Genomic DNA, 21,064 nt, shown 5'->3' with positions numbered 1-21,064 from the left:
ACACCTACAAAAAGTCGCCCATCTTCAAGAAAGAATCAAATGCGCCTAACTCAATAAATCTTAACTTTAGCATTCAGTACTATCTTAATTTCATTAGTAGCTTGTTCAGCAACTAAGACCCAAGAAAGTACTGGCCAATATGTTGACGATAGTGTTTTAACTGTAAAAGCTAAATCTGCAATTTTTAACGAGCCAACCTTAAAGTCTGCTGAAATTAATGTTGAAACATTTAAAGGTGAAGTCCAACTTAGTGGATTTGTAAGTAGCATTGAACAAACCAAAAAAGCTGTAGAAGTCATTAAAGGTATTACAGGTGTTAAAGCCGTTAAAAATGATATGCGGGTTAAAGGGAGTAATAATCCCCTTTACAAATAAGCAATAAATAATACGCACTAAATCAGAAGTTTAATATCAAGGAGCTCAAGATGAATAAAGATCAAATAAAAGGACAAGTTAAAGAAGTTGTAGTGTCGGTAAAAGAAGCCACCGGAAAGATTCTAGGAGACAAGTCGCTAGAGGCTAAAGGTATAGCAGAAAAGATCGTAGGAAAAGTTCAGGCAGAAGTAGGAAATATTAAATCAGATTTAAAAGACATACTCAAATTATTTTCAAACTCGCCCTGATGTTAATAGTTAATTCAGGGCGATAATGTTGAGGTAGAAACTTCTAATTATTCTTTTTGCTTAATACTAGAGAAATCAGGTACAAAGATAGTTACTACTAATCATCTCTGAAATTACTTGCAACTTCCTTAAAGGCCTCCTGCTCAGCAATAAAGGCATCGACTACCGCAGGATCAAAGTGATTGCCACGTTTAGAAATAATTTCTGCCATTGCCTTTTCGTGAGTCCATGCTTTCTTATAAGGACGTTCAGTAACCAAGGCATCATACATATCTGCAAGGGCCATGATTCGTGCTTCTAGAGGAATAACTTGACCACTTAAGCCACGAGGATATCCAGATCCATCCCATTTTTCATGGTGTCCGCCAGCAATCTTAATTGCGATTTCTACCACCTTTGACCCAGCACCAATATCCATCTTAGCGCTATCCATCACCGATTCGCCAATAAAAGCATGGGTTTTCATGATGGACCACTCTTCATCCGTTAATGGGCCCTTCTTAAGCAAAATACTATCCGGTATACCTATCTTACCGATGTCATGAAGCGGTGCAGAACTAAAAAGTGCCTCAATATATTCATTAGAAATTTGCTCTAAGTAAGTTCCTGAGGATTGAAGACGTTGTGCTAATAATTTTACGTAATGTTGGGTTCGAATAATGTGGTTTCCAGTTTCCCCATCCCTAGCTTTTGCTAAAGAATTTAATGTCTCTAAAAACTGCTTTTCAGTTTTAATAGTGTTTTGATTCGCAAGCTGAATCTTCATTAAATAATTTTCTGTAATGAGGTCTTCCTTTTTACCCCACTCCAATGAAGTTACTAAAGCAACGAAAAACATAAACCTTGTAATACCAAAAACCATTAAAGCTATAAAGGTTAAGATATTGATTACCCCGCCGTCATAAGCAAAACCAACATCTAAAATACTTATCGAAATAAAACGAATAAACCAAATAAATGCTGTAATGAAGAAGCTGATACTGAGCGCTAAAGAGAATGGAACTTGGCGTAGCTTATAAAATTTATAAATAGCTATACCAGTAATCAGATTAAAGCCTGTGGCTAAAATGGCGACGATTAGAGGTTGCAAACTGATATTCGAAGTATTTTCTAGGAAATTCAATAAACCAAACATAGCTATTGCAGCAAGGAGCGCTTCAATTCCAATTCTTCTAAAAGAAAAATTTCTACCTAATAAATGTTGGGAAGAGTAATAAGTGTAAACATAACTAGAGATACTTAAGGTATTGCCAAGATCGTAGTATACGAATCTCGGAATTATGCCTTTAAGGGACACTAAAAAAGTGGCCAATCCCAACAAAACCAAACCGATGATCCATGAAGTTACATAAGTTTGCTTATCATTTTTAAACTGTGTAAAAAGCACTACTGCCCCACCGATGCAGAACAATCCAAAAAATAGAAATATGGTGTAAATGAAGGTGGTTGTATTCAATTTTTAATATGCGTAACTTGCTGTTATTTTAAACAGTATAAATTGAACTCATGTTCAAAATTACATTTTTTGAACAACCATTTAATATTTTTTAGAAAAATAGCTCTCTTTTAGTCTGGTAATTGCTTGAATTGAATCAATTGCGCCTTTTAGTGCTTACTCTTATGCCCAATTTAATTACTAATGATCACTATAAACCCTATTGGTGTTTTTTGCATACGCATGCAATTGCGATATACTTTAAAAAAATTAAATCAATTACTAACAGGAGCAATTATCATGATTAGATATCTAAAGCGCGGTAAAGATGCGCAAGTGCGTTTGGATGACGATGCTAAAGTTCGTCAAACCGTAGAGGGAATTATTAAAGACGTTGAAGCGAATGGTGATTCTGCTGTTCGTGAATATAGTAAAAAGTTCGACAATTGGGATCCAGCCGAATTTCGCTTAAGTCAGGCAGATATTGAAAAAGCACGTAACTCTCTCTCTCCAAGAGAAATTGCTGATATCACTTTTGCCCAAAAACAAGTTCGTAATTTTGCTCAAATCCAAAGAGATTCGATGAAAGACGTCGAAGTTGAAACGTATCCTGGCGTGATTCTTGGTCACAAACATATTCCAGTCAATGCCGTAGGTTGCTATATTCCTGGTGGCAAGTACCCCTTACTAGCATCAGCTCATATGAGTGTATTAACTGCTAAAGTGGCCGGCGTTAAACGTGTCATTTCAACTGCTCCTCCATTTGAAGGAGCGCCTCACCCAGCAATTGTGACGGCCATGTCCATGGCTGGATCTGATGAAATTTATGTTTTAGGTGGCGTGCAGGCGGTAGTTGCAATGGCAGTTGGTACGCAAAGTATTGCACCTGTAGATATGCTAGTTGGTCCAGGCAACATGTACGTTGCTGAAGCCAAACGCCAACTTTATGGTCGCGTAGGAATTGATTTATTTGCTGGTCCAACGGAAACACTTGTGATTGCAGATGATTCATTAGATGGTGAACTATGTGCAGTTGATCTATTAGGTCAAGCTGAACACGGTCCAACATCACCTGCTATTTTGTTAACCAATAGCGAAAAGCTGGCTAAAGAAACGATGGAAGAAGTCGAGCGTCAATTAGCCATTTTGCCAACAGCAAAAATTGCTAAGCAAGCTTGGGCTGATTATGGTGAAGTTATTGTTTGCGACACTTATGAAGAAATGCTCCAAAAAGCAGATGAATTAGCGTTCGAACACGTTCAAGTCATGACCAAAGATCCTGATTATTTCTTGAATAACATGACGAATTTTGGTGCCCTCTTTTTAGGTCCTAGAACGAATGTCAGTTATGGTGACAAAGTAATTGGAACGAACCATACTTTACCAACCAACCGTAATGCACGTTACACCGGTGGTTTATGGGTTGGTAAGTTTATTAAAACCTGTACCTATCAAAAAGTTTTAACGGATGAGGCAAGTACCATCATGGGTGAATATTGTTCACGCTTGTGCCATATGGAAAATTTTGCCGGTCACGGTGAGCAAGCCAATATTCGTGTGCGTCGATATGGCAATCGTCCTGACTTGCCTTGGTATCAACCTGTAGCATCTAAAGAAGATTGATTGTTATGCATACGCCCAATTTTAGAGTAGATGGACAGCGAGCATTAGTAACTGGTGGGAGTAGAGGTATTGGATATTTTGCTGCAATTGCCCTGGCGCAAGCCGGGGCAAAAGTTACTATCGCCGCACGGTCAAGAGATACCTTAGATTCTGCAGCAAAGGAGTTCAACAAAGCAGGCTTTGAGTGTGAAATCCTTCAGCTTGATGTTACTGATCCTCACGCCGTAGACGAATCATTAGGTGCACGCGAACCGTTTCAAATTCTGGTCAATAATGCTGGAATGAATCGACCAAAGCACCTAGTAGACGTTAAAAATGAGGATATTGATGCGGTATTTGATCTCAATATCAAAGCAGCTTTTTATGTCACGCGCAAGGTTACACAACAACTTCTGGCAGCAAAACTACCGGGTTCAATTATTAATATTTCTTCCCAAATGGGTTTAGTGGGCAGCCCACGCCGCACCCTTTATTGCGCAAGTAAGCACGCACTTGAAGGAATGACCAAAGCTCTTGCTTGGGAACTGGGAGCAGCCAATATTCGGGTGAATACAATCTGCCCGACCTTTATCGAGACTGATATGACAGCCCCGATGTTTGAAGATAAAACATTCCGTTCATGGGTAATTGATAAAATTGCGCTTGGTAGACTAGGTCAACCAGATGAAATTATGGGCTCGATTGTTTTTCTAGCGAGCCCTGCCTCAAGTTTAATTACTGGAAGTGCATTGGTACTTGATGGAGGTTGGACTGCTGCATGAAATCGGGGCCAACAGCACTGGATGTTGCAGTGCTTGCAAATGTTTCACAATCTGCTGTTAGTCGTACCTTCACACCTGGAGCCTCGGTTTCTGAAAAAACGAAGTCGAAAGTACTTCTTGCTGCCAACAAGTTGGGTTACCGCCCCAATGCGATAGCAAGAAGTCTTTCTACGAACCAAAGTCGAATCATCGCATTGGTAATGAGTTATTTAGAAAATCAATTTTATCCTCTCGTGATTGAGCATCTTAGTCAAGAACTTCAAAAACAGGGATATCACGTCTTATTATTTATTGGACAAACCAATAATTTTGATGCAGATTCGATATTGCTGGACATTTTGCAATATCAAGTGGACGGCATCGTCATGGCGTCCGCAACACTATCACCTAATTTAGCTAAAAATTGTGCCGCGGCTGGAGTACCCGTTGTACTCTTCAACCGAATTTCGTCTATTAGCCAATCGAATCTTACCAGTACAAGTTCTGTGACCACCGATAACTATAAAGGTGGCAAGATGGTTGCGAAAACACTCGTAGAGCGAGGATATCAAAAAATTGCATTTATTAGTGGTCTTGAAAACTCCTCTACTAGTATTCAGCGGGAGAATGGTTTAAGGGATGGATTAGCTGAATTTAATCTTGCCATTTCCTTCAGATCAGTAGGTAACTACGACTTTAATCAAGCTAAAGAAGCAACCCGAGAACTTTTCAGGTCAAAAAATCGTCCAGATGCCATCTTTGTGGCGAATGATCATATGGCGATTGCAACTATGGACGTGATTCGAGAAGAACTACAACTTCGGATTCCAGAAGATATTGGCATTATTGGTTTTGATAATATTCCACAAGCCAATTGGCAAAGCTATCAGTTGACAACAATGAGCCAAGATGTCAATCAAATGGTGCTTGCCACGGTTGGGGTATTATTGAATCAAATTCAACATGAAATCCAACCCGAACATCTTGTGATTCCTTGTGAGATTATTGAGCGAAACACACTTCGAAAACAGCTCAACACTTCACTCCAAGAATAAGCGGCATCCTACTCAAAGGACTCCACTTGTTCAATTAGTCTGCTTTGATATTCAGTTGTCGAATTAACTTATCCCATTTCACAAGATCAAGTTCAACAATATCTGTAAACTGCGCTCTGGACATTGGCTTAATCTCTAATCCCTGAGCTAAAAGCTTAGTTTGGTTTTCAGGATCCTTGATCGCTTCATTAATTGCTTTATGTATTTGATCTAAAGTTTTTGGCGGTGTTTTGGCTGGAGCAAATGCACCGTACCAAGGCTCAAAACTAAAGCCTTTTAAACCACTCTCATCAAGTGTTGGTATATTCGGTAGTGACGGAGTCCGCACCATTCCCGAGGTTGCAATAGCTCTAACTTGACCAGAATCAATATAAGGTTTGATTGCTGCGATCGTCATGAACATCGCTTGGATTTGACCGCTAATTAAATCAACAATTGCGGGTCCTGACCCCTTATAGGGAACATGAGTAGCTCGAAAATGTGCTCTATCTTTGAGCATTTCCATCGCAAGGTGTCCTGCACTTCCCACCCCACCTGATCCGTAATTGACTTTATCAGGATTTTTATTTACGTATGCTAAAAACTCAGAAACTGTTTTCACCGGTAGAGAATTAGTAACCACTAAAACATTTGGAGTAACGCCCACGCTAGCTACAGGAATAATGTCTCGGCGGGTATCATAAGGAAGTTTATCGTATAAGGCTGGATTAAATACAAAACCCATATGATGAAACATCAGTGTCTTACCATCAGGATTTGCAGTTGCTAACTTGGTAGTTCCAATCGTACCGCCACCACCACCTCTATTTTCAATCACGACTGAGTCGCCTAGTAACTTACTTAAGTCTGGCGCTAATTGTCTGGCAACAATATCAACCGTTCCACTCGATGCAAATGGGACAACGATGGTCGTAGTTCTACTTCCTTGAGCAAAAGCAAGACTACCAAACAACACACAAAAAATGAAGCAAAGATTTTTAATACTCATTTGGTGTAACTTTACTTTTGAAAGGATTATTGAGTTCATTTAAAAAAACTGTATTTCTGTATTTTTTCATCATCTAAGACAACTCCTAACCCAGGACCATTGGGGAGTGCTAAGGATCCACTTGAAATATCTAACTTGTTATGCACAATATCATCTACCGTTTTTAGCGGTCCAACGCATTCAAGGCCAGGTAAGACATCCTCACTAGTCGCTGCAAACATGATTTCTGCAACCGTATTAACGCCAAGCCCGAAGCCATGTCCAATCACCACTTTCAGTCCGGCAGCACTCGCCGTTTCCAGCATTCTTCTTGCAATTAAAAATCCACCTTGCTTCATCACTTTTAATTTAACGATATCAGCAGCGTCTTTTTTAATGACTGCAATCAAACTAGCGTGGTCAATAATCGACTCATCGGCCATGACTGGAATACCAATTGCTTGACGTACTTTTGCCATACCGTCCAAATCATCAGCATGTACTGGTTGCTCAAACAGTTGTAAATTAAAAGGCTCAAGTAACTTACCAAGGGCAATTGATTCTTCAACGGTATAACCTGCATTGGCGTCAACTCTGAGCTTCATATCAGGGCCAACTGCTTCACGAATTGCCGCAATTCGGTCTCTATCGGCATAGATATCTGCACCTACTTTGACTTTGGCAGACTGAAATCCTTTATCAAACCATTTCTTCGCTTCAGCAGCTGCCTCATCGGGAGGCAAGATACCAATCCAAGCATTAAAGAGGACATTATCAGTAACATTACCCCCTAGGAAAGTGTAAACGGGAATATTGAGCTTCCTACAAATCAAGTCTGTACAAGCCATTTCCATCGCGGCTTTGGCGTCATAAAATTGATCAACGGACTGATTCATCCTTTTGAGTAGATGATGCACATTGAAGGTATCAAAGCCCACAATTAAAGTAGCCAAGATTTCTTTTAAAACCTTTAGAGAATCTTCAATCGATTCAGCAGAATATCCTGGTGAAGGATCGATATTGCCTAAACCAACGTTACCACTATCATCCGTGATACGAATAACTGCACTTTTTTGAACAGTCTTGGTGACATAAGCGTTTTTAAATCCGCCGCCAACTAAGGGAACAGCAACACCGAAAACTTCTACTTTAGTAATGATTGATTTCATAATATTTAATTGAATGGAATGACGGTACTACCTTTTATTTGGGTACGATGCATCAAACGTCTTGCATTGGGATCAAAGCTATCCCGACGGTGTAATGTGCAACGATTATCCCAAAGGATCAAATCATGTAATTGCCATACTTGCGTGAAAGTAAACTCTGGTTTTGCAGCATGATCCCATAATTCATCTAATAGCTGATTGCTTGCCTCTAAATCCATGCCGAGAATATAACTATTTCTGCGTCGACCTAAAAATAAAGTAGGGTGGCCCGATTCAGGATGAACCGTCACCAAAGGATGATGCGCTCCGGGTGCTTCTCTAGGATCCGTTACATCTTTCATCCCCTTACGAATCATGCCAGCGCTATTGTAAGTCGAGTCATGAATCGCCTTCAGGCCTTTGATCTCTTTTTTTAATGAATCTGATAATGTTTCATAGGCTAGATACATATTGGACCAAGAGGTATTACCACCCTCTTCAGGAATCTCTAAAGCATGGAGAAATGATCCTTTAGGCGGTTTCTCAATATAGGTCATATCAGCATGCCATGAGGCTTCCCCATCTCCTAAACCACCAATCGCCTGATCTCCAACCTTGATGTTGGAAATCACATTCATTTCAGGAAAGTCTGCTAAAAAAGGCTTACCGTAAGAGTTAGGGCCAGGCGGATCTATCTCACCAAAGTTACGCGTAACATCCAGTAACTGAGGGTCACTTAATTCTCTACCTCTAAACCGGAGTACCAAATGATTCTTCCATGCTTCCAAAATTTGAGCCATATCGTCAGGCGCAATCGGCTTGGAAAGATCGACACCAGAAATCTCAGCACCTAGGGCATCTGCTAATTTTTGAACTTTGATTGTTGTCATGTTTTTGTCTCGTTAAAAAATGTCATTGCTAGTAATATAAGGCTATTGGTCACTCAATGATTACTAATTAAACAACACCATCAAATAATAAATGAGAAACCTCATTGATAGCCAACATCATTAAATTGTTTCTTTATACTGAATTTGATATATAAAGTTATTTTAACTACATATTTTTGATTCGAACCTAACTTTCCAAATCATTGCTTAGATCAGTAAAATAAACTTATCGAAACCTTCTCACCCTGAGTGAATCAAGTTATGGCCCAAAACTTTTTGCAATCTAAATTTCCGGAGATGGAAACTACTATATTTAGCGTCATGTCCGCTTTAGCGAAGGAACATCAGGCAATTAATTTGGGTCAAGGCTTTCCAGACTTTGCCTGCGATCCAAAGTTACTAGACGGCGTGGAATCCTCGATGAGAAACGGGGAAAATCAATATCCTCCTATGGCCGGTATCCCCGAACTAAGAAATAAGATTTCTGAAAAAATTCAAGATCTGTATGGTAAATACTACTCACCCGATGATGAAATTACCGTCACAGCGGGTGCAACGCAAGCAATCTTAACCGTGGTTTTAGCAACAGTTCGACCCGGTGAAGAGGTGGTGGTGATTGAACCTGTCTACGACTCTTATCTGCCAGCAATCAACTTGGCCGGCGGCAAAGCCATCTCAGTAAAAATGATACCTCAAAGAAATGAAATGGGAGTAGTAGAAAAATATGTACTTCCATGGAACGACTTAGCAAGCGCAATTAATCCTAAAACAAGACTTGTTATGATCAACTCGCCACATAATCCAACTGGTATGGTTTGGCAAAGTGAGGACCTAGAGAAACTCGCAGAATTAGTGAAGCCAACGAACGCACTGATTTGTAGTGATGAAGTATACGAACATATGGTTTACGACAACCAACTCCATCAAAGTATTTCTCGTCATGCTGAGTTATGTGAAAGAAGTTTTGTAGTCTCAAGTTTTGGCAAAACTTTTCATGTTACAGGTTGGAAAGTTGGGTATGTCGCAGCCCCCAAAGAGTTAATGGCAGAATTTCGTAAAGTGCATCAATTTAATGTGTTTACAGTTAATACCCCAATGCAGTACGGCTTAGCTAGTTATCTAAACTATCCAAAAGCCTATCAAGAGTTACCTACTTTTTATCAACAAAAACGGGATTTTTTTAGAGCTGGTTTAAGTAATACCCACTTTTCATTACTTCCCTCAGATGGCACCTACTTTCAATGTGTTGATTACTCACAATTAAAAATCTCTGAGGCTAAATTAAATGAGGTTGATTTTTGTAAATGGTTAACAACCGAGGTAAAAGTAGCGGCGATTCCAGTGTCAGCATTTTACAGTTCAGCAGTAAATTCAAACGTCATTCGATTTTGTTACGCTAAAAAGGACGCTACTTTAATTGCGGCGCTAGATCAATTAATGAAAATAGCGAGCTAAATTATCTAGATAACGACGAATAAACCTTCGATTCTTTTTCCTAGAGGTAATTACTCAAATGAATGAAGGCCAATCGCATTACCTTCAGTATCCCCAAAAATCGCCAGAAAACCATTAGGTCCAATACTCCATTTTGGTTTAAATAGTTGTCCGCCGTTTTGTAAAGCAATGGAAGATTGTATAGCACAATCATCACTATTGAAATAAATTAAGGTTCCATCTAACGATGGTTTACGCATAGGATGTTTTACTAATGCCCCCATCGCGCCATTACTAAAAACCGCGTCAGGAAACTGAAATAATTCAAAGCTACCGTCAGTCGGTTGTGGCATCAAAACACAATTGAAGACTTTCTCATAGAAATTTTTAGCTCTGGCCATGTTATCAACATAGATTTCAAACCAAGCCAGATAAATTTTAGTTTCCAAGTTTTTGTAGCTCCGATAATTCACCTTCAGGGCTTACTTCAAACTCTCCCTTTACATGATTTTCTACAGTTCCCTGCTCTAACCAATTAACGGTAGATTTATAAAGAAAATGTCTAGCAGATTCAAATTGCATAAAATGCGACGAATGTCTAACCTTGATAAACATTTTTTGTGGACTTTCTAGTGCATTCCAGGCTTCGATACGTTTTTCATAATCATCAAACTCTCCTAGCAACATTAAAGTAGGCGCTTTGATTTTTTTCAAATTTGTTTTCCAGCCGTAATTCATTCGATTCGGTGCACGCATAATCCCACGGCCATCTCTTCCCCATGATGCACCAATAGGGTCCGCCGCCATTAACTCATTCCATACAGCATTGCATACTTCCGGATCTTCAAGTTGATGTTCGCCATGTACATGATCCCGCCAACGATTGTTTAAGAGAAAATCTCTAGTTTGTAAGATCGTTGGTGCGCCATCTTCAGGAAATTGAGTTGGGGGATCTTCAATATCAAAAAACGGCGCAATGCCAAACATGACTAATTTATCCACCCGCTCAGGATGCAGAGCCGCATATCCACCAGCTCTAGGCGTGCCGGTAGACCATCCCACGAAAGAGATCTTATCCACTTTTCGTAAGTCGCAAATAAAGTTCACTACAGTCTCTAATTCATCCCATTCAGTCCCACTTGAGACCAACTTGTGAGGATATCTTGGATTTGAATAGTCACTCAGAATATGGGGAATCAATTCACTCTGATGTTCTTTTGCCACATTATTAGGATCATCCATCATCGGACGCGGTGAAGGTGGATAACCAGTATGAGAGAGCACAAATACATCAAAACCCTGTAATGCTAATGCATTCATAAAACTATAATCTTTGTATGCCAAGTCATAGGCAACTAAACTCGGAGCAAAGCCACCATGAACCATTAATACAACTTTCGGTTGAGCCTTATTTTGGTGACTTGCTAAAACTTTCTCTCTAACAAATAATCCGACCGGCTGACCCAAGTTGGCTGGCACAGTGGAGAGGTGAGTCACGAACCGATCGGTAGTTAGAATTAAATCTGTTGGGGTGTTTTGTCTCATTTGATTTCTATGATATAAAGTACGAATAATATTAATTATTCTAATACTTGGAGACAATAATGGGGTTATCTCGGGATATTTCACGACGCCATTTTCTTTTAGGGAGTCTTGGCCTGATCGCAAGTCCTCTTATCAAAGCTGATACCTACCCAAATAAACCCATCAAAATGATTGTTCCTGTCCCCCCAGGTGGCGGAGCGGACGCGGTGGCTCGAGGCTATGCCCAACAAATGTCAAAATTTTTGGGTAAACAGATTGTGATTGAAAATCGCGCTGGAGCTGCAGGCATTATTGCTATGGAAGCTTTGTCAAAAGCACCTCCAGACGGATATACTCTCATTCAAACCAATATTTCAACTATTTCAATCAATCCTTTTATCTACAATAAGCTTCCCTACGATGCTTTTAATGACTTTTCAGCGATATCACTTACTTCTTCCGATCCTCTAATTTTGGTCGTTAACTCTAATCTACAAGTGAGTAATTTAAAAGAGTTACTGAGTTATGCCAAGAGTAAAAATTCAGGGCTAACTTATGGGTCACTTGGAAATGGCAGCATTCAACATTTATGTGGTCATGTCTTTGGGATTGAATCTTCCATGAATTTTTTACATGTGGCTTATAAAGGCGCAGCGCCTGTAACAGTTGACCTCATAGGTGGACAAATTGATATGGCTTTCAGTGGTCCTGGTACGGTTGCCGGTCACATTAAATCAGGTAAGTTAGTGCCGATTGCTATTACGGGTAACGAACGCAATCCTTTCTTTCCAGAGCTCCCAACCTTAAAAGAATTAGGCTACAAAAGAATGGGCTTTACCCTGTGGAATGGTTTACTTGCACCTAGTGGTACCCCACAAAGTATTATTCAGACTCTGAGTAATGCTACTCAAAAAGCAGCTCAAACGACTGAACTAGTGCAATCGATGTCGCAACAAAATATTCAAGCGATTGCAAATTCGCCCGAAGATTTTAGTACTCTGATAAAGCAAGAGCAAACAAGATATTCCCAAATCGTAAAGGAATCGAATATTCAAGCAAGCTAATTTTTAATGATCTTTTATAAAATTCACCAACCTCAGATCCAAAATATGAAACTACGGAACTTTCTATTATTAATAGGTGTAGTAATCAGTTCATCTGTATTTGCAATAGAGCCAATAGACTCTTATCCAAGTAGGCCAATAAAAATAGTAGTCCCTTATGGACCTGGCGGTGCGGCCGATCAATTAACTAGAATCATTAGTGAAAAATTAAGTAACGAACTAAGGCAAGCAATCGTCATTGAAAATATTGCAGGTGGTGGCACCATCATCGGCACAGATAAAGTAGCTAAAGCATTACCGGATGGATATACTCTAGTTCTTTGTAGTTCAACTAGTTTTGTGAATAATCCGATTTTTAAAACGAATTTACCTTATAAAGTGGATTCTGATTTTGTCGGTGTAGGGCTTGTTTCAGCTTCGCCAATGGTATTGGTATCAGCTCCCCAAGCTAAGTTTAATTCTGTTAGCGATTTTGTTCGCTATGCCAAAGAAAACCCCGGAAAAGTTTCTTATGCTTCTGCTGGTAATGGATCATCTTTACAGTTAGCTGCCGAATTATTCCAAGCTCAAACAGGTATCAAAATGTTACATATTCCATACAAAAGTAACATTGAGGCAACACAGGCGGTGCTCTCGAATCAAGTTGATATAACCTTTGATATTGCACTTAGCTCAGTCAGCTTAATTAACGCAAGTAAATTAAAGGCTTTAGGTATAACTAATTTGAGGCGCCTTGCCATTTTAGAAAACATTCCAACCATTGCAGAGTCTGGTGTGCCTGGCTTTGAAATAAACGCCTGGTACGGCTTAGCTGCGCCTTCAGGTACTGCACCGGAGATCATTAAAAAATTAAATATTGCTTTGCAAAAGGTGACAAAAGATAAAGATCTTAAAATAAAATTTGACCAACTTGGTATGGAACTACTCAGTGGTAGCTCCGATACAGTCATGGCTTTGACAACAAAAGAGCGCCTTAGTTTAATGAGCTTAATCAAAACAAGAAATATTCAAATTGACCAATAAAGAAAATTCATGAAAAAAATTGTATTCATTCTTAGTGCTTTTATTTTGGCAATACCACTTTCTTTTGCGCAGGAATATCCTACTAAACCAATCAAAATCGTCATCCCTTTTCCACCAGGAGGTGGTGCAGATGTATTAATGCGCCCATTAAGTAAGCGTTTATCTGAGTTGCTAGGTCAAACCATTGTTTTGGATAACAAGCCTGGTGCTAACGGGAATATTGGAGCTGATTACGTTGCAAAAGCAGCACCCGATGGCTATATATTACTACTGGGTAATAGCTCACTACCCATCAGTTCAGCTCTCTATAGTCAACTCCCGTTTGACCCGGTAAAAGATTTAACGCCCATTGCGTTAATGGTCAATACGCCGAGCGTTTTAGTAGCCAATCCCAAATTTAAAGCCAAGAATATTTCTGAATTAATCGAACTGGCTAAATTAGAGCCCGGGAAAATAAATTATTCCTCGGCTGGAATCGGCAGTACGCCTCATTTAGGAATGGAGTTGCTAGGAAATTTAACAGGCACCAAATTTACCCATATTCCATACAAAGGAGGTGGGCCAGCAGTTTCTGCTGTACTAGCTAATGAAGTAGATGTTTTAATTACCAACACCTCTACGGTTCTTGCACAAGTTCAAGCTAATAAGTTAACTCCTTTGGGAACGACTACCTTAAAGCGAACCCCTATTCTTGCTTCCGTTGCCACAATCTCTGAAACAGTGCCAGGATTTGAATTAAATACTTGGTATGGCATCTTTGGGCCTACAGGTGTTCCTAAAAATATTGTTCAGCGTGTAAATCAAGCTTTTATTCAATGCCTCAATACGCCTGAGATTAAGCAACAGTTAATTGCACTTGCTTATGATCCAGATCCTGGATCAGCTGAAATATTGGGTGCACTCTTGAAAAAAGATATTGCAAACTGGGCGAATATAGTCAAATTAACTGGCATTAAAGCCGAATGAATTAGACACAAAAAGTAAAGAGCTCAATTAGAAATATTTAGGTTGCTAAAAGTACCATTGCCACAATTGAACAAACCAAACCTAGAACTTTCCTTAAAGAAATTTTTTCTTTAAAAATAAAGGTACCTAAAATCGCAGTCACAACAAAACCCATCTGTGAGATGGTCACAACAGTGGTTGCAGGACCAGATTTTAAGGCCTCAAGTAAAAAATAGAGAGCTAAAAATAAAAAGAATGCAGCAGCAAATCCTAAGTAAAGATATTTCCATAAAAAGATGATTCTTTTGTCCTTGTAGTAACTAGCAGAAAAAGCCAATGTAAAAAAGACTGTCGCTTGCCCAGTAACGATAGAAATCGAATTACCTCCAGCAATAGCGCCTAATTTATAAATAAAGCCCGAAATTCCGAGGAGAACTGTAGCGATAATGAGGCTTTTAAAATAACTTTTATCTGTTTTTATTTCAGAGGCCTGATTAGAACGAAATGAAAGATTACTCAATAATAAAAATGCTGCCAAGACTAATAATGCAAAAGCAAATATCTTATTCAAAGTTAAGGATTCATTTAAAAATAGCAGTGCAAGAATCCCCGATAAAACAAAACTACTTCTAAAAACAGGAGCAACTACGCTAACGTCTCCGGTATTCAAACTAATAGAAAAATAGAGTAACGCAAAATACAGGGTTACCCCAGCACACATGCCGAACATAAACGGCATGCCAAAATGAAGAGAGTCAGTAATCCACCCTAAGAAAAGGGCGCTAGGCAGAAAGAATACGGTTTGTAAAATCAAGAACCTGTGAGATGGAAGCCCTTTACGAGCAGCAAATTTAAATACCAAGTCCCCTAATCCATAACAACACATTGAAATTAAGGCAAGAAGAAGGTAGGAATTTTGCATAGATTTAAGTTTTTATTTGGTGATTCAAAAATTTATTGTAAAGCTCTGATAAGGCAACATTACCACTATCTCACATAGGATGATTTTTTCAAAAAAGTAGTTGGCAAGTTAATTGGTGGTTTTTCTTTTTAATTGATAAGCAACAAAAACGAATCCCCAAATCACGATTGATAGATAAGCAAAGACCCAAGCACTTGGTTGCTGCTGCCCACCAGAGATATCTAAAACAAAGCCAAAAATGGATGGTCCTAAGAGTCCGCCACCAAATCCCATCATGGAATGTAATCCCATTGCGGCACCCTTTAGTTGATCCGAAGTACTCGTAACCAACCCAGCTGTTAAGGTAGCAGAATCTGCCATAATAAAAAGACTATGTAGGATTGCAAAAATCATCACTAACCACCATGCTTGACCAATCGATAGCGATAACAGGATACCGAAAATAGTGCTTAAAACCATCGCTATATAAATCCATTTTTTTCGACCAATTCGAATTGCTATCTCATTACCAAGAATCGAAGCAGGGACTCCAAAAAAATTAATGAGGCTAGCTGATTCAGTTCCACTCAGAAGAGGAGGATAGTCAGTACTAGATGCGCAAATTAAAAAGAAGGCGACTAACCAACTTCTTGAGGCAAATAACTCTAGGGAGTGAACAACGTAACCCCAAATATACGTAGATGCATCTTTGTTTTTTAACACGAGTTTCCATCGATCAATCGGGAAAATATCTTTCCAATGCAAATTGAGGTTACTTTGCCATTTTTTATCAGTGAGTGGCTCAATCAAAAAATATACAATCAACCAGGCTAATAATGGACCAATAGCAATCATTCCGTACACATAATGCCAATTAAAAGTAGCTAAAATGATGCCTGATAATAAGTAGGAAAGACCTACTCCAACTCCAAAAAAAGCTGTATAAAAAGAAATATATCTTGTTAACTCTCCCGTCTTGACCCGATCGGTAATAATTTTCAAGCCAGGCATGTAGGCTCCAGCAACACCAGCGCCGTTGAGAAACATAAAAAATAAGGCGCTGTAAAAACCAGTCGTCAAAGTAGCTAAGCCGATCAGTCCAATGAATTCAATACCAACACCGATTAAATAAATTTTTCTCGCATCTAAACGATCTGTGAGAACAGTCGCGCAAGAAACAAAGCCAATATAACCAAAGAAAAATATACTGGCGATAAAGCCAGATTGAAAATTAGATAAACTCCATTCTTGTTGGAGTGTATTTAAGGTCACGGCATAACTTGCAAAGCCAAGCAAAGTTAGGACTTGTGAGCAAAGCATGCAAATAATGATATTTTTTGTCTTCATGTTTTTATTATTAATGCTCTGTTAGCTAAAACATTTCTCAGAATAAGGATTATTCTACTTCTTAGAAAATCTAAGCTCTATTTATTAGGTATGTTGGTTTTTTATTCAAGTCTTATAAAGTGGTTACTTTCGGACTAATTTTGAAATTTCTTTGAGTTAAGACTTCATGCAGGATTTGTCCTTATTGATATTTGAATACTAATAGAGTAGGCTTTAAGAAAAAGAATATCTTAGAGGGGACAAAGAAATGTTAATCAATCAATTGATTGGTAAAGTAAATCGCTTGCTTTATCGAAAGTTTTTTTATACTGCTTTTGTAAGTATCCTTTGTTGTTTCCAAACCGTTCTTGCCCCTAGTGCCTTTGCCCAAGCTTGGCCGAATAAGCCTATCAAAATCATCATTCCTTTTCCACCTGGTGATTCGATCGATTTAACTACACGAATGATTTCCCCTAAGCTTACAGAAATTTTGGGGCAACCGATTATTGTGGAGAATGTCATCGGCGGTAGCGGATCAATTGGTATCGCCAATTTGGTCAGGTCAAATCCGGACGGATATACCTTCGCATCCGCACAAACAGGTAACTTAATTGTGCTCCCCAACACTCTTAAAAGTGTCAAATACAATCCTCTGAAGGATTTGGAGCCTATTGCTCTCATTTCAACCAATTTTCAGGGGATAGTAGCAACGCCTAATGCTCCCTTTAATAATTTAAAAGAGATGGTTGCTTATGCCAAAGCAAATCCAAAAATGTTAACGGTAGCTACCAATGGTGAAGGAGGTTATCCCTTTTTAACTTTCGAAGACTTAAGGTTACGAGCTGGTTTTGACTACATTCATGTGCCTTATAAAGGAAGTGTCCAAGTAGCAACTGATGTCATAGGTGGTCAAGTGCAAGTTGGTATTTTAGGGATGTCGTCCTTTGTGACACAAATTCAAGCAGGTAAACTGAAGCTCTTAGGGATTACAGCTGCAACAAGCCCAACTACTTGGCCAAATGCACAACTTGCAAATGAAGTAGTCCCGGGTTTTAATGCCACGGGTTGGTTTGGTTATGTAGCACCGGCTGGCACTCCTCCAGAAATCATTCAAAAAATGAATCATGCGATTAACCTTGCAATGTCCCAAAAAGAAGTCGTCGATAAATTAAAAGGAATGGAGTTGTATGTGCAAGCTTATACCCCCCAATCCTTTAAAGAGGTAATTGAAGCGGACTTTGTGCGTTACTCAAAACTGATTCAAAGCCTTGGAATAAAACCACAATAAATTCAAATAGAGACTACTAAAATGACCAACAATACTGACAATTCATATAAGACAGAAATTCGTGATGGGATGCAAATCGACTGGGATGTCCCGATCGAGATGGATGATGGGATTATTTTAAGAGCAGATGTATTTAGACCAATTACACTTGGAAAGTACCCTAGTCTAATTAGTTACGGACCCTATGGTAAAGGCTTAAGTTTTCAAAAAGGTTACCCAACGGCTTGGGAAAAAATGGTTAGTGACCACCCAGACACTGCCGCTGGCTCCACCAATAAATATCAAAACTGGGAAGTTTTAGATCCAGAAAAATGGGTACCTGATGGATATATTTGTATTCGAGTGGACTCAAGAGGTGCCGGTAGATCGCCTGGCGTTGTGGATCACCATTCTCCGAGAGAAACCCGAGACTTCTACGAATGTATTGAATGGGCAGGACAACAAGCATGGTCTAACGGTAAAGTAGGACTGGCAGGAATTTCCTATTACGGCACCAATCAATGGCGAGTTGCCGCTTTAAAGCCTCCACATCTCACAGCGATGTGTATCTGGGAAGGTTACTCTGATCGATATAGGGATAGCACCCATCATGGTGGCATTCTCTGTACTTTTGTAAAAAACTGGCAAGATATGCAAGTGCGTAATGTGCAACATGGTCTAGGAACTAGAGGTCCCATTAGCGAGTTAACTGGAGAACTCGTTTGCGGTCCAGAAACCTTAACTGATGAAGAATTAGCTGCCAATCGAGTACCAATGTGGCAAGAACTGCAAGATCATCAAATGGATGATGAATATTATGCTGTTCGGAAGAGTGTCTTCAGTGACATTGAAGTACCATTACTATCTGCCGGGAATTGGGGTGGTCAAGGCTTGCACTTGAGAGGGAATATTGAAGGCTTTATGCGTTCAGGCTCAAAACACAAATGGTTAGAAATGCACGGTGGAGCACATTGGGCGGGCCTTTATACAGATTACGGCGTAGATATCCAAAAACGTTTTTTTAATTTCTACCTAAAAAATATCGATAACGGCTGGGAGCAAACACAACCCAAGTTACAGTTACAAATTCGGCACGTTGACCATTTTGTGCAGCGCTATGAAGATGCTTGGCCAATCCCTAGAACGCAGTGGACCAAGCTTTACTTAAACTGTGCGGATAACTCTTTATCCTTTGATTTCCCGACTGTTGATAGTAAAGTGAGCTACCAGCCTTTAGTGAAAGGCTCTACTTTTTATGCAAAACCTTTTGATAAAGAGGTTGAAATCACCGGCCCCGTTGCCATGAAATTATTCATGAGCTCCTTATCCAATGATGCAGATATTTTTGCAGTTTTGCATGTTTATGATCCTGCAGGAAAAGAAGTCGTCTTTCAAGGCGCCCTTGACCCTCATACCCCAGTTGGACAAGGATGGCTTCGTGCGTCACATAGAGAACTAGATCAGGAGTTATCGAAACCTTACCGACCTTATCTTCGCCATCAAAGAAAAATCCCTCTTACCCCAGGACAAAAAACAGAGCTTGATATAGAAATATGGCCAACGAGTATCGTCATTCCCAAAGGCTATCAATTAGCTGTCAGTATTTTAGGAAAAGATTATGAATGGGATGGACCGGCAGCACATTTATCCAATATGAAAAATCCCATGAAAGGTTGTGGTCCATTTATTCACGATGACGAAGTAGATAGGCCAGAGGATGTTTTCGGTGCAGAAGTAACTTTATACTCTGAGCTAGTTGCACCTTCCTACATCTTGTTGCCATTCATTCCTGAGCGCTCAGACGGCTAAGCAATAAAACCAGTCCTCATTCAAAATGTCCACTTTTTAGTTGAAGCTAATCTTCTAACTCAAAAGCTGGTCATTTTGTATACTCAATAAGTTACCGATTAGCTGATGGGATTACTGTAAAAACAAACCTGATTACCACCAGCTTTTTTAGCTTGGTACATCGCGAAATCTGCCTGCGCAAGTAATTCGCTCTGAGTCAATTGACCACCTAAAAACAGGGTGACCCCAATACTTGTAGAACAACTATATTGTTTAGACCCCTCGGATCGGGATAACTTCTCACTCGCCATTTCGAATTTAAGACTTGCTGATAAACTTTGACATAACTTTTCAGCAATGTTATTCGCCTCTGAATATGCAAGAGAGTACTCACTACCTAATTTACTAAGAAGGATTGCAAACTCATCTCCACCAATTCGAGCAATGGCATCCACTTCGGGAACAATAACTTTCATTCTTTTAGCTACTTCAACCAAGCTTAAATCTCCTACCTGATGACCATAGGTATCATTCAAATCTTTAAATTTATCTAAGTCAAGAATTAGGAGTGCGCCGAACTGTTGATGACGTTCTGCATTTTTGAGAGTTTGATCTAGACGGTCCTCAAATAATCGGCGGTTCAGTACTTTCGTTAATGGATCATAAAAAGCTAAGGCTTGGAGTTTTTCATTGCTTGAAACCTCTTCACTGATATCGGTGATAGCGCCAACCATCCGCATAGGTTTTCCCTCATCAGACTTTTCAACAACTCTACCTTTATCTTCCACCCAGATTTGAGTCCCATCTGACCGAATCATGCGATAACGATATTGATAGTCTTTTAGACCATCTAAGGTTTGACTTAATTGTTTCATTACTTCAGTGAGATCATCAGGATGAATACGATTTTTAAAATCATTTACTGAAAAATATTGCTTTCTAGGATCCTCGCCAAGCATCTCCATCCAACGATTATTGGGTTTCACTTCACCAGTTAAAATATTCCAATCCCAGATACCATTGCCAGAAATATCTGACACATAGCGTAAAAGCTCTTCACGTTTTAATAATTCGTTTTGAGCAACATCTAATTTGACCTCAGCTGATTTGAACTCTTCTAGCGTTGACAGTAAACGCTTCTCAGATTGGTCAACCTTTTTATTTGCAATTGCCAATTTGATGGAATTGTTTTCTGCAATGGTTTGTAGATTCTCCATACTAATTCTCTCTATCCAATAACCTATAAGAGCCACATAGGAAATAATTACAACGGAAAACCAAGCCCATCTGATTAGCGCAAGCTCTATAGGC

Annotated in this window: 20 protein-coding genes; 11 read left to right on the top strand and 9 right to left on the bottom strand. The window is 39.4% G+C overall.

From position 1 onward, the window contains the following. The first annotated feature begins 57 nt into the window (after window positions 1-57). Together AOC35_RS00810 and AOC35_RS00805 are read left to right on the top strand one after the other, a co-directional pair. Window positions 58-375 carry a BON domain-containing protein gene (locus AOC35_RS00810; RefSeq protein WP_108648654.1) on the top strand — a complete coding sequence of 106 codons (318 nt, stop codon included), beginning with the start codon at window positions 58-60 and terminating at the stop codon, window positions 373-375. 50 nt (window positions 376-425) lie between these two features. After that, complete coding sequence (locus AOC35_RS00805) at window positions 426-623, top strand: CsbD family protein (RefSeq protein WP_108645316.1); 198 nt, start codon at window positions 426-428, stop codon at window positions 621-623. A gap of 97 nt (window positions 624-720) precedes the next feature. Here AOC35_RS00805 and AOC35_RS00800 read toward each other — a convergent pair whose 3' ends face one another. After that, the gene (locus AOC35_RS00800; protein ID WP_159077415.1) at window positions 721-2,079 is read right to left on the bottom strand and encodes an HD-GYP domain-containing protein; all 1,359 of its coding nucleotides are present in this window, start codon (window positions 2,077-2,079) and stop codon (window positions 721-723) included. A 279-nt stretch (window positions 2,080-2,358) separates the two neighbouring features. On the opposite strand from AOC35_RS00800, the gene hisD reads away from it, so the two are divergent. Genes hisD through AOC35_RS00785 form a run of 3 tightly spaced genes read left to right on the top strand, consistent with a single transcriptional unit; the run spans window position 2,359 to window position 5,476 of the window. After that, window positions 2,359-3,681 carry a histidinol dehydrogenase gene (gene hisD, locus AOC35_RS00795; protein WP_108648653.1) on the top strand — a complete coding sequence of 441 codons (1,323 nt, stop codon included), beginning with the start codon at window positions 2,359-2,361 and terminating at the stop codon, window positions 3,679-3,681. Next, entirely contained in the window at window positions 3,681-4,442 is a 762-nt protein-coding gene (locus AOC35_RS00790) for an SDR family NAD(P)-dependent oxidoreductase (RefSeq protein ID WP_108648652.1), read from the top strand. Before hisD ends, AOC35_RS00790 begins: the two co-directional genes overlap by 1 nt. Then, entirely contained in the window at window positions 4,439-5,476 is a 1,038-nt protein-coding gene (locus AOC35_RS00785; protein ID WP_108645314.1) for a LacI family DNA-binding transcriptional regulator, read from the top strand. Before AOC35_RS00790 ends, AOC35_RS00785 begins: the two co-directional genes overlap by 4 nt. A gap of 34 nt (window positions 5,477-5,510) precedes the next feature. On the opposite strand, the gene AOC35_RS00780 is transcribed toward AOC35_RS00785, so the two are convergent. The 3 genes from AOC35_RS00780 to AOC35_RS00770 are packed head-to-tail and all read right to left on the bottom strand — an operon-like array spanning window position 5,511 to window position 8,481. After that, entirely contained in the window at window positions 5,511-6,464 is a 954-nt protein-coding gene (locus AOC35_RS00780; protein ID WP_159077414.1) for a Bug family tripartite tricarboxylate transporter substrate binding protein, read from the bottom strand. Between the two features lie 35 nt (window positions 6,465-6,499). Further along, window positions 6,500-7,612: a mandelate racemase/muconate lactonizing enzyme family protein gene (locus AOC35_RS00775; protein WP_108645312.1), complete on the bottom strand. Its 1,113-nt coding sequence runs from the start codon at window positions 7,610-7,612 to the stop codon at window positions 6,500-6,502. Window positions 7,613-7,617: 5 nt separating this feature from the next. Next, window positions 7,618-8,481, bottom strand: coding sequence for a TauD/TfdA dioxygenase family protein (locus AOC35_RS00770; RefSeq protein WP_211307456.1), 864 nt, complete (start codon window positions 8,479-8,481; stop codon window positions 7,618-7,620). 261 nt (window positions 8,482-8,742) lie between these two features. Here AOC35_RS00770 and AOC35_RS00765 point away from each other — a divergent pair, with 261 nt between their 5' ends. Continuing rightward, window positions 8,743-9,936: a methionine aminotransferase gene (locus AOC35_RS00765; RefSeq protein WP_108645311.1), complete on the top strand. Its 1,194-nt coding sequence runs from the start codon at window positions 8,743-8,745 to the stop codon at window positions 9,934-9,936. A 50-nt stretch (window positions 9,937-9,986) separates the two neighbouring features. On the opposite strand, the gene AOC35_RS00760 is transcribed toward AOC35_RS00765, so the two are convergent. Further along, window positions 9,987-10,364, bottom strand: a complete 378-nt coding sequence (locus AOC35_RS00760; protein ID WP_245898387.1) for a VOC family protein — start codon at window positions 10,362-10,364, stop codon at window positions 9,987-9,989. Beyond that, window positions 10,354-11,460 carry an alpha/beta fold hydrolase gene (locus AOC35_RS00755; RefSeq protein ID WP_108645310.1) on the bottom strand — a complete coding sequence of 369 codons (1,107 nt, stop codon included), beginning with the start codon at window positions 11,458-11,460 and terminating at the stop codon, window positions 10,354-10,356. Before AOC35_RS00755 ends, AOC35_RS00760 begins: the two co-directional genes overlap by 11 nt. A 59-nt stretch (window positions 11,461-11,519) precedes the next feature. Here AOC35_RS00755 and AOC35_RS00750 point away from each other — a divergent pair, with 59 nt between their 5' ends. From AOC35_RS00750 to AOC35_RS00740, 3 genes are read left to right on the top strand one after another with little or no spacing between them, the layout of a single operon-like run. Further along, window positions 11,520-12,503 carry a Bug family tripartite tricarboxylate transporter substrate binding protein gene (locus AOC35_RS00750; RefSeq protein WP_108645309.1) on the top strand — a complete coding sequence of 328 codons (984 nt, stop codon included), beginning with the start codon at window positions 11,520-11,522 and terminating at the stop codon, window positions 12,501-12,503. Window positions 12,504-12,548: 45 nt separating this feature from the next. Then, window positions 12,549-13,526 (top strand): Bug family tripartite tricarboxylate transporter substrate binding protein, encoded by a 978-nt coding sequence (locus AOC35_RS00745; RefSeq protein WP_159077413.1) that lies wholly within the window; start codon window positions 12,549-12,551, stop codon window positions 13,524-13,526. Window positions 13,527-13,535: 9 nt separating this feature from the next. Beyond that, window positions 13,536-14,492 carry a Bug family tripartite tricarboxylate transporter substrate binding protein gene (locus AOC35_RS00740; protein WP_108645307.1) on the top strand — a complete coding sequence of 319 codons (957 nt, stop codon included), beginning with the start codon at window positions 13,536-13,538 and terminating at the stop codon, window positions 14,490-14,492. 37 nt (window positions 14,493-14,529) lie between these two features. On the opposite strand, the gene AOC35_RS00735 is transcribed toward AOC35_RS00740, so the two are convergent. After that, entirely contained in the window at window positions 14,530-15,393 is an 864-nt protein-coding gene (locus tag AOC35_RS00735) for an EamA family transporter (protein ID WP_108645306.1), read from the bottom strand. Window positions 15,394-15,501: 108 nt separating this feature from the next. Beyond that, window positions 15,502-16,719, bottom strand: a complete 1,218-nt coding sequence (locus AOC35_RS00730; RefSeq protein WP_108645305.1) for an MFS transporter — start codon at window positions 16,717-16,719, stop codon at window positions 15,502-15,504. A 247-nt stretch (window positions 16,720-16,966) separates the two neighbouring features. On the opposite strand from AOC35_RS00730, the gene AOC35_RS00725 reads away from it, so the two are divergent. After that, window positions 16,967-17,986 (top strand): Bug family tripartite tricarboxylate transporter substrate binding protein, encoded by a 1,020-nt coding sequence (locus AOC35_RS00725; RefSeq protein WP_108645304.1) that lies wholly within the window; start codon window positions 16,967-16,969, stop codon window positions 17,984-17,986. Between the two features lie 21 nt (window positions 17,987-18,007). Continuing rightward, the gene (locus AOC35_RS00720) at window positions 18,008-19,774 is read left to right on the top strand and encodes a CocE/NonD family hydrolase (RefSeq protein ID WP_108645303.1); all 1,767 of its coding nucleotides are present in this window, start codon (window positions 18,008-18,010) and stop codon (window positions 19,772-19,774) included. Window positions 19,775-19,872: 98 nt separating this feature from the next. Here the strand turns inward: AOC35_RS00720 and AOC35_RS15465 are convergent, their stop codons facing one another. Next, complete coding sequence (locus AOC35_RS15465; protein WP_159077412.1) at window positions 19,873-20,970, bottom strand: sensor domain-containing diguanylate cyclase; 1,098 nt, start codon at window positions 20,968-20,970, stop codon at window positions 19,873-19,875. Window positions 20,971-21,064 lie beyond the last annotated feature (94 nt).

Source organism: Polynucleobacter rarus, from assembly GCF_003072505.1.
Lineage (GTDB): Bacteria > Pseudomonadota > Gammaproteobacteria > Burkholderiales > Burkholderiaceae > Polynucleobacter > Polynucleobacter rarus.
Note: the sequence above shows the minus strand (reverse complement) of the source record. Positions and strands in the feature narration are given on the sequence as shown.

Bases quoted from the DNA above. Each gene is read 5' to 3' on its own strand.
- AOC35_RS00735 (WP_108645306.1), bottom strand. From the start codon at position 15,393: ATGCAAAATTCCTACCTTCTTCTTGCCTTAATTTCAATGTGTTGTTAT.
- hisD (WP_108648653.1), top strand. From the start codon at position 2,359: ATGATTAGATATCTAAAGCGCGGTAAAGATGCGCAAGTGCGTTTGGAT.
- AOC35_RS00725 (WP_108645304.1), top strand. From the start codon at position 16,967: ATGTTAATCAATCAATTGATTGGTAAAGTAAATCGCTTGCTTTATCGA.
- AOC35_RS00780 (WP_159077414.1), bottom strand. From the start codon at position 6,464: ATGAGTATTAAAAATCTTTGCTTCATTTTTTGTGTGTTGTTTGGTAGT.
- AOC35_RS00745 (WP_159077413.1), top strand. From the start codon at position 12,549: ATGAAACTACGGAACTTTCTATTATTAATAGGTGTAGTAATCAGTTCA.
- AOC35_RS00785 (WP_108645314.1), top strand. From the start codon at position 4,439: ATGAAATCGGGGCCAACAGCACTGGATGTTGCAGTGCTTGCAAATGTT.
- AOC35_RS15465 (WP_159077412.1), bottom strand. From the start codon at position 20,970: ATGGAGAATCTACAAACCATTGCAGAAAACAATTCCATCAAATTGGCA.
- AOC35_RS00775 (WP_108645312.1), bottom strand. From the start codon at position 7,612: ATGAAATCAATCATTACTAAAGTAGAAGTTTTCGGTGTTGCTGTTCCC.
- AOC35_RS00730 (WP_108645305.1), bottom strand. From the start codon at position 16,719: ATGAAGACAAAAAATATCATTATTTGCATGCTTTGCTCACAAGTCCTA.
- AOC35_RS00770 (WP_211307456.1), bottom strand. From the start codon at position 8,481: ATGACAACAATCAAAGTTCAAAAATTAGCAGATGCCCTAGGTGCTGAG.
- AOC35_RS00740 (WP_108645307.1), top strand. From the start codon at position 13,536: ATGAAAAAAATTGTATTCATTCTTAGTGCTTTTATTTTGGCAATACCA.
- AOC35_RS00750 (WP_108645309.1), top strand. From the start codon at position 11,520: ATGGGGTTATCTCGGGATATTTCACGACGCCATTTTCTTTTAGGGAGT.
- AOC35_RS00805 (WP_108645316.1), top strand. From the start codon at position 426: ATGAATAAAGATCAAATAAAAGGACAAGTTAAAGAAGTTGTAGTGTCG.
- AOC35_RS00720 (WP_108645303.1), top strand. From the start codon at position 18,008: ATGACCAACAATACTGACAATTCATATAAGACAGAAATTCGTGATGGG.
- AOC35_RS00765 (WP_108645311.1), top strand. From the start codon at position 8,743: ATGGCCCAAAACTTTTTGCAATCTAAATTTCCGGAGATGGAAACTACT.
- AOC35_RS00755 (WP_108645310.1), bottom strand. From the start codon at position 11,460: ATGAGACAAAACACCCCAACAGATTTAATTCTAACTACCGATCGGTTC.